Source organism: Tepidibacter formicigenes DSM 15518 (genome assembly GCF_900142235.1).
GTDB classification, from domain to species: domain Bacteria; phylum Bacillota; class Clostridia; order Peptostreptococcales; family Peptostreptococcaceae; genus Tepidibacter; species Tepidibacter formicigenes.
On sequence record NZ_FRAE01000073.1, the window covers coordinates 1 to 12874 of the forward strand.

Sequence of the window (12874 nt, forward strand, 5' to 3'; positions counted from 1 at the left end):
CATATTAAATCAAGCCATTTAATTAATTTATTAAACCCTTCAATAGAATTTGAAACTTCAATATACTTATCTAATTCAATTCCTCTAAAATCTTGAGCTCTAGCAACATGTGAATGCTTAGCTATATCTATTCCGATAATTAAAGTTGATTCTGTTATTTGCGAAATCTTTTTATTTTGTGTATAATTCATTTGTAGTACCTCCATTGATAGTCTTATTTTAATTCGGGGTAAGTTGCAACCTTACACCCTGTATTCTATCAGGAGGTACTTTTTTTATCAAAGTTCAAATTTATTCATTACAGGAATGCTCCTTTATCCTTTATAAATATATTATAATCAAACTTAACATAAAAACAGTTACAAAAAAGTTAAAATAAGACTTTCATCTACATAGAAATTGATGAAAGCCTCATTTATTAATTCTAATTATTTACTTATATGGTTTTGATAAATATATATATTCCCCATATATAGAAGGGATTGTAGTTTTACTATTATTTATATTATATTCATTAGTTTCCCCTATAATTTTCCCATATACAATTATTTTGTCTCCTTTAAAATGCTTTACAGTTTTATATGCGTATACATGAAATATATTTTTCCCATTACTTATAAGCATATTTTCTGAATTGAAATTTTCCTTAATATAAATAATAGTTCCAGATAATTCAATTTTTTCACCTATATATTTAGATGGATTCTTATATATTTCATTAATGTTGGCAGAATAATATTCTTTTGAAGATTTATAATAAACTTCATTATTGTAATCAACTTGAGATTGCTTTTCTATACTTTCTAAATTAGTATTAATTTTTTCTTCATTTGAAAAAATATCACTCAATCCTAGTTTTCCATTATTTTCTTTAACCTCATATATATAATTGAATTCTTTAACTTTAGAACCTTTTTTACCATATGTTATATTAAATTTTTCATAAACATACACATTATATACTCCATTTATAAATTCAGTATTTTCAACCTGAACATCTAATAATTTTTCTTTAATTCCCCTTTTATATAAATTAGATACTAATGCCTTTTGTAAATTATATAAATTACTATTAGAAATTAAATATGGTTCTACAATGGAGAAGTCATTTGTATTTATAGATTCTACCATGGCATTTTCATAATCTTTTATTAAATCTGTAATATTATTTTGAATATATGTATTTGTTAATTCTGTGTTTTTTTCGTCTATATTGTCTTCTTTTGAATAAACATTACTATTTTCTTTATTTTTTGTATTGCTTGAAATATTATATACTTCTTTTTTTACTGAATTTATATTAAACTGTATGATACTAAACCCAATTAAAACAATAATTACTGTAACGCTTAATAAAAATATATATTTATTATATAAATTTTTATTTGACATTTAAGGCTACCTCCATAACTATAGAATATTTAAAACTCTCAATGTGTTTCTTTATATAATATAACACTAAATTATTTATATTTAAATAAAAAGACTCCTGAATTAATCAGCAGTCTAGCTTGTTATAATATTTATTATTTCTAATATGCTGCTTCCTTTTTTAATAGTTTTTTCTCCAACACGTATTTTAGAGCTTAAATTTAAGGATTTTAGCAAAGTTAAAAAATCTTCTTTATGCTGAATTAAGCCATCATTATAAAGAATATCTGCAACTTTTTGTGAAGTATAACCATTTTCTATTATTATAGTTACAAATTCTTCTTTTGGTTTATCCGCAACAGTAGCTTTAGGTATTTCTTTTACTTTTTTTTCTTCTTTTATTGTATTTTTTAACAGTTCTTGTTTGTTCAAAACCTCAGGTTCTTTTTTATTAATATTTTTGTTATTTATAATATTTATAGAAGAACTTACTATCAATCCTATAGAAAATCCTATTACAAATATGGTTAATGTTAATTTTTTCAAATTTATTCCTCCTATGTTTTAGTTATATTTATATTATATATTATTTTTGTTTATTTTTTAATATGACATTTTTAGTTTTAATTTCTACTAGGTAATACATAAAAATAACTATATTAAGATAATTTTACCCTAATATAGTTATTTTTTTAAACATAAAGTTTAGTTCCTATTCTTCTATCATATTCTGACCATGTATTAGCTTCTGCTGTATTCCTTACCTGCCCTATTTTATTAAGATTAGCATCAATGTAATCAGCGTAATGAACAATAAATGCTTCTTCTGTATTTGGAGATTTTGGAGAGCCGTATTCTAATTTTCCATGATGCTGAACTATACATCCCTTTATTCTCATTTTAAAATCTTCACTATAGATACTTCCTCCAATTCTAAAAGCGTCTTCTAACATACTAATTCCTATTATTATATGACCTTCAATATCACCACGCATTGTTGTAGAAAAAATACCGTTTGTACTATATTCTTCTATTTTTCCTATGTCATGCAGTTTAGCTCCCAAAATAGCTATTTCTTTATTTCTACAATCATACCTGTAAGCCATTGTTTTTGCCATGTACATAACATTTAATGTATGTTCAGCAAGTCCTCCTATATAATTATGATGTTGTCTAAGTCCTCCTATTCCCTTTTTAAATTTTTCTATAAAGTCATTGTTTTTAAAAAAATATCTATCTAAAACTTTACTTTCTTCACTTTTAAATTCTTCTTCAGATATTTTATATATCTCATCCATAATTTCATCAATTGGTTTGCTAATAGTTGGAAGAAATTTTTCTATGTCAAAGTTTTTCTGTTTTTTAAAACTATCTACTTGCAATATATCTCTTTTGATGCCTTTTACTTTAATAACATCTCCAACTTCTAGACTATTTTCTTTGTCTTGTATACTAGCTTTAATTTCTCCTGTTTTATCTCCAATATATGCAATAAGCTTTCCATCCTGTCTATATATTTTTTTCATTATCATAAACATAGATTCTACGGATTCATTTTCTTTTAAATCTTTCATAAATTTGTTTTTCATCTAATATCGCCCTTTCTATTTTGATTTTAAAGCAAAATATACATTTATTTTTCCCAAAAACTTATTTTCTATCCTAACTTAACAAAACAAAAAAACCTTTGTATTAAAATACAAAAGTTTTTTATGTATTGATTAAATTTTAATAATAATCAAGAATAGATCCTACATCCCATATTTCTGTAGCATATTGATGTATGGTTTTATCACTAGAAAACTTGCCAGAATTTGCAATGTTTGCAATAGACATTTCTAACCATTTAAATCTACTTCTATAAAGTTTATCAATTTTTTGTTGTGCACCTACATAAGCATCAAAATCTTTTAATACAAAAAATTCATCATTATATTTAAGTAGTGAATCATATATTACAGAAAACTCATCATTTTTTACAGGAAAAAATCTATTTACAAGTTGATCAACTACTGTTTTTATTCTTATGTCTTCATTATATATATCTATAGATTTATATAATCTATTTTTATATAGTTCAAAGATTTCTTTATCTTTTAACCCAAATATTATTATATTATCTTCTCCTACAGCATCAGCTATTTCAATATTCGCTCCATCAAATGTTGCTATAGTAATTGCACCATTCATCATAAATTTCATATTTCCTGTCCCAGATGCTTCTTTTGTTGTAGTTGCTATTTGTTCACTAACATTGGCTGCTGGAATCATAAGTTCAGCTAGTGTTACTCCATAGTTTTCTATAAATATCACCTTTAATTTATCTTTTATTCTCTTGTCGTTATTTATTTTATCAGCAAGTGTATTAATTAGTTTTATTGTTTGTTTAGCTATATAATATCCAGGTGCAGCTTTTCCTGCGAATATAAAAGTTCTTGGAACTATATCTAAATCTGGATTTTCAATCAGTCTGTTATATAAGTGCATTATGTGTAATACATTCAATTTTTGCCTTTTATATTCATGAATTCTTTTTGCTTGTATATCAAAAATAGAATTTGGATCTATATTTATTGAATATTTTTCATTAATCATATTTGCAAGTTTGTTTTTATTATATTGTTTTATGTCATAAATCTTTTCTTGGAAGGAAGAATCTTGTTTATATTGAATTAGATTCATTAGCTGTTCTGGGAAATTAATCCATTTTGACCCGATAGTTTCTGTTATTAAATTTGAAAGCTTAGGATTAGATTTTAAAAGCCATCTTCTGTGGCTAATACCATTTGTTTTGTTATTAAATTTATTTGGATAAATATCATAAAAATCCTTGAGTTCTTGTTTTTTTAATATTTCTGTATGAAGTTTTGCTACTCCATTTATACTATGACTTCCTACAATAGCTAGATTTGCCATCCTAATTTGACCGTCAGCTATAACTGCCATTTTACTTATCTTGTCAAAATCTCCAGTATATTTATTATCCCATAAATATTTGCAAAATCTTTCATTTATTTCTTCTATAATCATAAATATTCTAGGAAGAAGCGATTTAAACACATCAATATTCCATTTTTCTAAAGCTTCTGACATAATAGTGTGATTAGTATAAGATATTGTATTTTTCGTTATCTTCCAAGCTTCATCCCATCCAATACCTTCTTCATCTATTAATATTCTCATAAGTTCAGGAATTGCAAGTGCAGGATGTGTATCATTAATATGAATAGCAATATATTCATTAAATTTATTTATAGGCTTTCCTAATTTTTTAAATAATCTAACAATACTTTGAACCCCAGCAGAAACAAAGAAATACTCTTGTTTTAATCTTAATAACCTTCCCTTGTCATAAGAATCATTTGGATACAGAACATGAGAAATAGACTCAACAGAATATTTATTTTCAAATGCTTTTGTATATTCTCCTTTGTTAAAGTATTCATAATCAAATTCTTTCTTTATCCCTTCAGCACTCCAAAGCCTTAATGTATTGACTTTGTTATTTTCATACCCAAGAATAGGTGTATCATATGGAACAGCAAGTATAGATTCATAATTCTCATGTATGAATTTTAATTTATTATTTTCTTCAATTATTCTAACATTTCCTCCAAATCTAACTTCTACAGATTTACTAGGTTTTTTTATTTCCCATATATTTTCACACTGAAGCCATTTATCTGGAAACTCCACTTGATATCCATCAATTATCTTTTGTTCAAATAAACCATATTTATATCTTATTCCAGAGCCATGGCCTGGAATTCCAAGACTTGCCATGGAATCTAAAAAGCAAGCAGCAAGTCTTCCAAGACCTCCATTTCCAAGACCTGGATCATTTTCTATTTTTTCAATTTCAGATAAATCAATTCCAAAGTCTTTTAATCCTTCTTCACAGATTTCTTTAATTCCTAAATTAATAAGATTATTTTCAAGTAGCTTTCCCATCAAAAATTCCATTGAAAAATAATAAACCTGTTTTTTCTCATTACTAATATATTTTTCATTAGTTTTAACCCAATTTTCAGCTATATAATCTCTAATAAGACTTCCAAATGCAGAATATTTATCCCAAAGTGTTGCATCTTTAATACTTTTTCCTCTTTTTGATATTAATTTTTTTATAAAATCTTCTTTAAATTGATTTTTAGTTAAAGTCATAATATACACCTCTTTTAAGAATCATATTTCAAAGCTTTATATAATTCTTCATAGGTACATGCAGAATTTTTCCAACTGTAATTACCATCCATAGCATTTTTAATTATTTTATGCCATATTTTTTTATCCCCATAATACCTTAACGCTCTTTTAATAGTGTAAAGCATATCATGAGCATTATAATTTGTAAAACTAAATCCATTCCCTTGCTTTGTGAACTCATTATAAGAATTTACAGTATCCCTTAATCCTCCAGTTTCTCTTACAATTGGAAGGGTTCCATATCTAAGAGCAATTAATTGTGAAAGACCACAAGGCTCAAACAATGAAGGCATTAAAAACATATCACATCCAGCATATATTTTATGAGCAAATGAATTATCAAATAATATATTTACTGACAGTTTGTTTGGACATTTATTTTCAAAATCTTTGAGAATAGATTCATAATAACTACTCCCCGTCCCTAAAATAACCATCTGAACATCTATTGAAAGTAATTCATCTAATATATGAATAACCAAGTCTAATCCTTTCATATCTTCAAGCCTAGTAACCATACCAATAAGAGGAACATCCTTCTTTTGAGGAATATTCAAATATTCTTGAAGCTTTAATTTATTTTCTAATTTTTTATCTATAGTATTAATATTATAATTCTTAAAAATATGTTTATCATCTTCTGGATTATATATTTTATAATCTATACCATTTACAATTCCATATAAATTTTTATTTCTACTTCTTAAAAGCCCGTCTAGTTGTTCCCCATAATATGGAGTTTGTATTTCTTTTGAATAACTATTACTTACAGTTGTAATGACATCAGAATAATTTATTCCTCCTTTCATAAAGCTTACTCCTCCATAAAACTCAAGTGAGTCTAAATTTAAATATTCTGTACCAAGATTTAAAAGTTCTCCTAGTATTTCAGGAGAAAATATTCCTTGATATTTTAGATTATGAATTGTAAAAATAGTTTTAATATCCTTGTAATTAGGTTTGTCTTTATAATGCACTTTTAAAAATGTACTTATCATACCAGTATGCCAGTCATTACAATGAATAATATCTGGCTTAAACTCAATACTATCAATCATTTCTAATACTGCTCTATTAAAAAAAGAAAACCTTTCAGCTTCATCATAATATCCATAAATTCCATAACCAGAATCTCTTTTAAAGTAATATTCATTGTCTATAAAATAATAAGGAACATTCTCATACTCTATATATTCAATACCACAGTATTGTCTTCTCCATCCTACTTCTACATTGATGCTTTTTAAAAAACGCATATTTTTTCTAAAATCATCTGAAATTGAATTATATTTAGGAATTACTATTCTTATATCTATTCCCAATTTCCTTAGTTCCTTAGGTAAAGAAAAAGCTACATCTGCAAGCCCACCTGTTTTTACAAAAGGCACTGCCTCAGAAGCAACATATAATACTTTAATCATATTCCTCTCCCCCAATACGTTAAAATTTAATAATTCAGGTAAAATGATATCTACCTGAATTATTAATCCTAAATTAAAGATTTAAGTTTTTCTTTACTACAAGTGGCTTTTTCATATCGCCACACAATACTTTATTTTTACTTATATTTACATTCTTATCCAATACAACATGCTTTAATATTGTATCTTCTTCAACAACACATTTTTGCATAATTACACTATCCTTAACAATTGCACCCTTTTTGACTTTTACTCCCCTAGCTATAATGCTATTTTCAACAGTTCCTTCAATAATACAACCATTTGCAATAAAAGAATTTACAACATGAGAACTATTAGAATACTTTGTTGGAGCTTCATCTCTAACTCTTGTATAAATATAACCATTTTTATAAAATAGTTCTTCTGATATATCTACATCAAGTAATTCTATACTTGACTTATAATAATTTTCAATAGAATTAATACAAGCTAAATATCCATTAAAACGATAGGCATTTACATTTAAATTACTTATATTATTATGAATTGCTTCTTTTAAATATGCATTATCTCCTATAGAAATACTATTTTCAATCATTTCAAGAAGCAAGTTTTTTTTCATAATATACATTTCCATAGAAATATTGTAAGAATCTTTATTTCCTACATTTTTACCAATACTGATAACATTTCCATTTTCATTTAAATTTAGAGTATCACAATTTAAAAATTTTTCGTTGTTAGTATCTACCTTTTTATAAAGGATGGTTATATCAGCATTACTTTCTTTGTAATATTTAAAAGCATCTATATAATCCACATTGCAAATCATATAACTTCTTGATAAAAGAACATAATTTTGTTTACTTTGCTTTATATAATCCATTTGATCTTTAAAATTTTTAATATCTCCTTTAGACAATATGGTATCAGATGAGTTTATTACTGGATTAAACACAAATAATCCATCTATTTTTCTATTCAAATCCCATTCTTTTCCAGTTTCGAGATGCTGCATTAAAGATCTACATTTTCCTTGAGTAAATATAGATACATTTTGTATTCCTGCATTCACCATATTTGATAAAACAAAATCTATAACTCTATATCTGCCTGCAATAGGTATAGTAGCAATCGGTCTATTATATGTGATTTCTTTTATTGCATCTTCTTTTTCACTTAAGTTTATAATCCCCATGATATCTTGCATAATACTTCCCCCCACATAAAAATAATTAAATATTAGTAATTTACTACAGTTATTTCTTTAAAGTTTGTATCTCCTATTACACTTCCATATTTTACCTTAACATTGCTCATTACTATAGCTTTATTTATTATCACATTATCTTCAATTTTTGTTTCTGGCATAATTACTGAATCAATAACTTTTGAATTTTTTCCTATATATACTCCAGGAAATAATACACAATTGTGAACTTCTCCATGAATAATACAACCTTCATTTAAAAGAGATGATTTTACATTACCAGTACTACTAATATAATGAGGAGGTGCTATTGGATTTTTTGAATAAATTTTCCAATTTTTATCATATAGATTCAATTTATTATCTTCTTTTAATAAATCCATATTTGCTTCCCATAAACTTTGAATATTCCCCACATCTTTCCAATAACCATCGAACTCATAAGCATATAAATGTTCTCCACCATCTAGCATCTTAGGAATAATGTTTTTTCCAAAATCATTACTAGAATTTTCATCAATTTCATCTTCAATTAAATATTTTTTTAATGTCTTCCAATTAAATATATAAACTCCCATAGAAGCTAAATCACTTTTTGGATTTTCAGGCTTTTCTTCAAATTCATATATTTTATTTTCACTATCTACATTCATGATTCCAAATCTGCTTGCTTCTTCCCATGGCACACTTATTACTGCAATAGTTGCTTGAGACCCTTTACTTTTGTGATAATCAAGAAGTTTTGAGTAATCCATTTTGTAAACATGATCCCCTGATAAAATTAAAACATGCTCTGGATCATACTCATCTATAAAATTTATATTTTCATATATTGCATTTGCAGTTCCCTTATACCATCTTCCACCTTCACGTCCCATATAAGGAGGTAAAATTGTAACACCACCATTTTTCCTATCAAGATCCCATGAACTTCCAATTCCTATATGAGAATTAAGTTCCAGTGGCTTATATTGTGTAAGCACTCCTACTGTATCGATACCTGAATTTGAGCAATTGCTTAAAGTAAAATCAATAATCCTGTATTTACCTCCAAAAGGTACTGCTGGTTTTGCTATTTCTTTTGTTAACATGTTAAGTCTAGATCCTTGTCCTCCTGCTAATAACATAGCAATAATTTCTTTTTTTGGTTTTTTCACAATAATCTCCTCCCTTGCTGTATATACTATATTATTCATGAAGCGTATACAAAATTCATAAAATTTAAATACTATCGTTTTTTATTTAATTTTATATATAATGATCCCAAAGGTGGAATTGTTATATCTATAGAATATGGCTGATTATGCCACTTTAAATTACATGAATTTATGATTTTATCATTTTTCACTCCAGAACCTCCAAATTTCTCTAAGTCACTATTAAACACTTCTATATATTCTTCAAGCTTTGGTACTCCTATTTTATAATTGTACCTAGGCTCAGGAGTGAAATTGCATACAATTATAATAAAATCATCTTCTTTTTTACCTTTTCTCATGAAAATAATTACACTTTGTTCATAATTTTGATGATCAATCCATGAAAAACTTCTACAGTCACTTTCAAGTTCATGCAATGCTTTTTCATTTAAATAAATATTATTAAGCTCCTTAACAAAAAATTTCATTTTTTGATGCTTTTCATATCCAAGTAACAGCCAGTCTAAATCTTTACTATAATTCCATTCTCTGAATTGAGCAAATTCATTACCCATAAATAATAGTTTTTTTCCTGGATGAGCAATCATATAAGAAAAAAATACTCTTAGATTAGCAAATTTTTGCCAATAATCTCCTGGCATTTTTTCTATTAATGATTTTTTTCCGTGGACAACTTCATCGTGAGATAATGGAAGTATAAAATTTTCAGAAAATGCATACATAAATGAAAAAGTAATTAAATTATGATGCCACTTTCTGTATATAGGATCCATTTCCATATACTTTAACATATCATTCATCCATCCCATATTCCACTTATAATCAAAACCAAGACCTCCTATTTCTGTAGCTCCAGTAACATGAGGCCATGATGTAGATTCTTCTGCAATCATTAAAGTTCCAGGATAATAAGTAGATATAGTCTTATTTAATTTTCTTAAAAATTCAATTGCACTTATATTTTCTCTACCACCATATGTGTTAGAACGCCACTGACCTTCTTTTTTTCCAGCATCTAAATAAAGCATATACGATACTGCATCTACTCTTAAACCATCTATATGATACTTATCAAACCAAAACATTGCGTTTGATATCAAAAAATTTACAACCTCATTTTTGCCATGGTCAAATATGGATGTTCCCCATTCTATATTTTCTGACATTAACTCATCATCATATTCATAAAGAGTGGTTCCATCAAATTTATAAAGTCCATGTTCATCCTTACAAAAATGACCAGGTACCCAATCTAAAATTACACCAATTCCTTTTTGATGGCATTTATCAATAAAATACATAAAATCTTCAGGTTTTCCATATCTACTCGTTATACTGTAATATCCTGTTATTTGATACCCCCATGACCCATCAAATGGATGTTCAGCAACGGGCAATAGTTCTATATGGGTATACCCCATAGATCTAATATAATCTATAATTTCATTAGCAATTTCTCTATAATTTAAAAATTTATTATTTTTATTTCTTTTCCATGAACCTAAATGAAGTTCGTAAATATTTATTGGTTTTTCATGCTTCGGCTCTTTTTTTCTTTTTTTCATCCAATCTTCATCATTCCATATATATTTATCTAATGAAGCAATTATAGAAGCAGTATTTGGCCTTATTTCAGAATGAAATCCATAAGGATCAGCTTTTAAAACTTTATTTCCATTTTGTGTATAAATTTCATACTTATATATATCCCCTTCACCTAAGTTTGAAATAAATATATTCCATATTCCTAGTTTTTCTATTTTTTTCATTGAATAATTACTTCCATCCCAAGAGTTAAAATTTCCTACAACATTAATTTTTTTAGCATTAGGGGCAAACACAGTAAAGCTTACTCCTTTTAACCCATTATATTCTAATAAGTGTGCACCTAAAAATTTATAACTTTTAAAGCATCTTCCTTGACAAAAATAGTAAGGATTAAAAAAGCTTTCAGGCAAATAATCAATCAAATTTTCATCCATAATAATCCCCCTGTATTTTGTTTTATCCTAAGAAATATATTCATCTTTTTTATAGTAACTCTAGATATTATTCTACTAATTATTAAATCTAATTGTTAAATTATGTATTATTTTTTAATTTAATTTTCTTTGTTCTCAAGCCAGTCATAATAAAATTTTGCTACTTCTTTTAATTCATCTCCAAATAATCCAATAACTTTTTTCTTGCCATGTTTAGATTGAAGTATGATTTTGCCTATTCTTCGATTATTTCTTTTAAACCTTATTATATTACCTCCATTCTCTATATTGCTCTTAATAGATTCGATTTTTTCATTCATATTCTCACCTCTCATAGGTTGTCCAAAATTCATATTTATATATTGTATACACTTATTAGTATAAATATGACTATAAATTATTTTCTTATAACAAAAAAGTCCTTAAAATGCTTAAGGACTTTTTTTATAATTAACTATATTTTTGTAATTATTTTATATATCATAGCAATACTTAATATATTGACTTCTATTTTTATCAAAGTTAAATCCTTTTTCCTGTAATTTATCTAAAATAAGCTTATCTAAAACATATGGCCCTTTTTCTTTACTTTCTTTTACATCAAGTAATTTAAATATAATTTCATAATTTCCTAATCTAAAAATAACTTTGTAATCTTGAATTTTTACCTGGGACTTTAACTTAAATTCACTTTCTAAACATTTTGCCACATAAAATACAAACTCCTCTTCTCCCATGTCTTTTGATATTAATTGTCTCATCCATCCTTTTGTATTTATAGTAATCCCTCCTAATAGTCTTTTTGTATTTTAGATATTTAATGTTATCATTAATTTTTGAATTAATCAATTTATTTTAGATTTTTTGTATTAAATTTAAATTAAGAAATTTAATACAAAAATAATGTTAGTTAACATAATATAATTATGGACAACTAGTTGTATTTTATTTTTGTTAATAAATTAATGTACTTATTGATGAATAAAAATTATTTTTTTTCATATACTATTTTTAAGATAATCAAAACAAGGAATTTCCTTATTCACTGATTATCTTCTATTAAAGGATAAGGAAATTTTTTACCTTATCCTTTAAGTTTATTATATATAAAATATAATTTTTAAATTATAATCCCCCGATTTTTATAGGGGGATTATTTAGTATATCTAGCTTTAAAGATTTTAATAGAATATATAACTTTTAATGAAGAAACAATGAATGCAATCCTTAGAAATATTCCCATTAAATGGAATATGAATCTAGTGTTCTATAAAAGTGCAATTTTACTTGAAAAATTTTACAGTTAAATAGCCAAAGTCATTTCTATGCAATTTTCAGATACTCAAAAATTTTATTAATAGGTTCACCTTGTATTGCAGCATTATAAATATTAATAACTTGTGTTTTTCTTAAATTGTTTTGTATTTTTTTAAATCCAGTGTTGAAACTTAAGGCTACGCCTGAACATAATTTGGAGTAAGTGTAAGCTACTAACATTATTATTAGATATCTAGTAATACTTTTTTGGCTTCTAACTTGATA

The 12874-nt window shown here is 25.8% G+C and carries 10 protein-coding genes and 2 pseudogenes; all 12 read right to left on the minus strand.

The genetic code is table 11. The features are described from left to right. Nucleotides 1–191 (minus strand): annotated as a pseudogene (locus BUA77_RS13945) (IS110 family transposase); the annotation flags it as partial. Between the two features lie 241 nt (nt 192–432). Continuing rightward, nucleotides 433–1392 carry a TcaA NTF2-like domain-containing protein gene (locus BUA77_RS11220; RefSeq protein ID WP_072890232.1) on the minus strand — a complete coding sequence of 320 codons (960 nt, stop codon included), beginning with the start codon at nt 1390–1392 and terminating at the stop codon, nt 433–435. A 114-nt stretch (nt 1393–1506) separates the two neighbouring features. Continuing rightward, nucleotides 1507–1917: a beta/alpha barrel domain-containing protein gene (locus BUA77_RS11225; RefSeq protein WP_072890234.1), complete on the minus strand. Its 411-nt coding sequence runs from the start codon at nt 1915–1917 to the stop codon at nt 1507–1509. A 146-nt stretch (nt 1918–2063) separates the two neighbouring features. After that, complete coding sequence (locus BUA77_RS11230) at nt 2064–2960, minus strand: HD domain-containing protein (protein WP_072890236.1); 897 nt, start codon at nt 2958–2960, stop codon at nt 2064–2066. Between the two features lie 139 nt (nt 2961–3099). Next, the gene (locus BUA77_RS11235; RefSeq protein ID WP_072890238.1) at nt 3100–5535 is read right to left on the minus strand and encodes a glycogen/starch/alpha-glucan phosphorylase; all 2436 of its coding nucleotides are present in this window, start codon (nt 5533–5535) and stop codon (nt 3100–3102) included. A 14-nt stretch (nt 5536–5549) separates the two neighbouring features. Continuing rightward, nucleotides 5550–6998 (minus strand): glycogen synthase GlgA, encoded by a 1449-nt coding sequence (gene glgA / locus BUA77_RS11240; protein WP_072890240.1) that lies wholly within the window; start codon nt 6996–6998, stop codon nt 5550–5552. 73 nt (nt 6999–7071) lie between these two features. Continuing rightward, nucleotides 7072–8190: a glucose-1-phosphate adenylyltransferase subunit GlgD gene (gene glgD / locus BUA77_RS11245; protein WP_084605740.1), complete on the minus strand. Its 1119-nt coding sequence runs from the start codon at nt 8188–8190 to the stop codon at nt 7072–7074. A 32-nt stretch (nt 8191–8222) separates the two neighbouring features. Further along, nucleotides 8223–9347, minus strand: a complete 1125-nt coding sequence (locus tag BUA77_RS11250; RefSeq protein ID WP_330390101.1) for a glucose-1-phosphate adenylyltransferase — start codon at nt 9345–9347, stop codon at nt 8223–8225. Between the two features lie 71 nt (nt 9348–9418). Then, nucleotides 9419–11332: a 1,4-alpha-glucan branching protein GlgB gene (gene glgB, locus BUA77_RS11255; RefSeq protein ID WP_143151356.1), complete on the minus strand. Its 1914-nt coding sequence runs from the start codon at nt 11330–11332 to the stop codon at nt 9419–9421. Between the two features lie 119 nt (nt 11333–11451). After that, complete coding sequence (locus BUA77_RS11260; RefSeq protein ID WP_072890244.1) at nt 11452–11652, minus strand: hypothetical protein; 201 nt, start codon at nt 11650–11652, stop codon at nt 11452–11454. Between the two features lie 153 nt (nt 11653–11805). Beyond that, nucleotides 11806–12093, minus strand: coding sequence for a hypothetical protein (locus tag BUA77_RS11265; protein ID WP_072890246.1), 288 nt, complete (start codon nt 12091–12093; stop codon nt 11806–11808). Nucleotides 12094–12655: 562 nt separating this feature from the next. Continuing rightward, nucleotides 12656–12874, minus strand: a pseudogene (locus BUA77_RS14280) (IS701 family transposase); the annotation flags it as partial.

Bases quoted from the DNA above. Each gene is read 5' to 3' on its own strand.
- BUA77_RS11230 (WP_072890236.1), bottom strand. From the start codon at position 2,960: ATGAAAAACAAATTTATGAAAGATTTAAAAGAAAATGAATCCGTAGAA.
- glgA (WP_072890240.1), bottom strand. From the start codon at position 6,998: ATGATTAAAGTATTATATGTTGCTTCTGAGGCAGTGCCTTTTGTAAAA.
- BUA77_RS11220 (WP_072890232.1), bottom strand. From the start codon at position 1,392: ATGTCAAATAAAAATTTATATAATAAATATATATTTTTATTAAGCGTT.
- glgD (WP_084605740.1), bottom strand. From the start codon at position 8,190: ATGCAAGATATCATGGGGATTATAAACTTAAGTGAAAAAGAAGATGCA.
- BUA77_RS11260 (WP_072890244.1), bottom strand. From the start codon at position 11,652: ATGAATGAAAAAATCGAATCTATTAAGAGCAATATAGAGAATGGAGGT.
- BUA77_RS11265 (WP_072890246.1), bottom strand. From the start codon at position 12,093: ATGAGACAATTAATATCAAAAGACATGGGAGAAGAGGAGTTTGTATTT.
- glgB (WP_143151356.1), bottom strand. From the start codon at position 11,332: ATGGATGAAAATTTGATTGATTATTTGCCTGAAAGCTTTTTTAATCCT.
- BUA77_RS11235 (WP_072890238.1), bottom strand. From the start codon at position 5,535: ATGACTTTAACTAAAAATCAATTTAAAGAAGATTTTATAAAAAAATTA.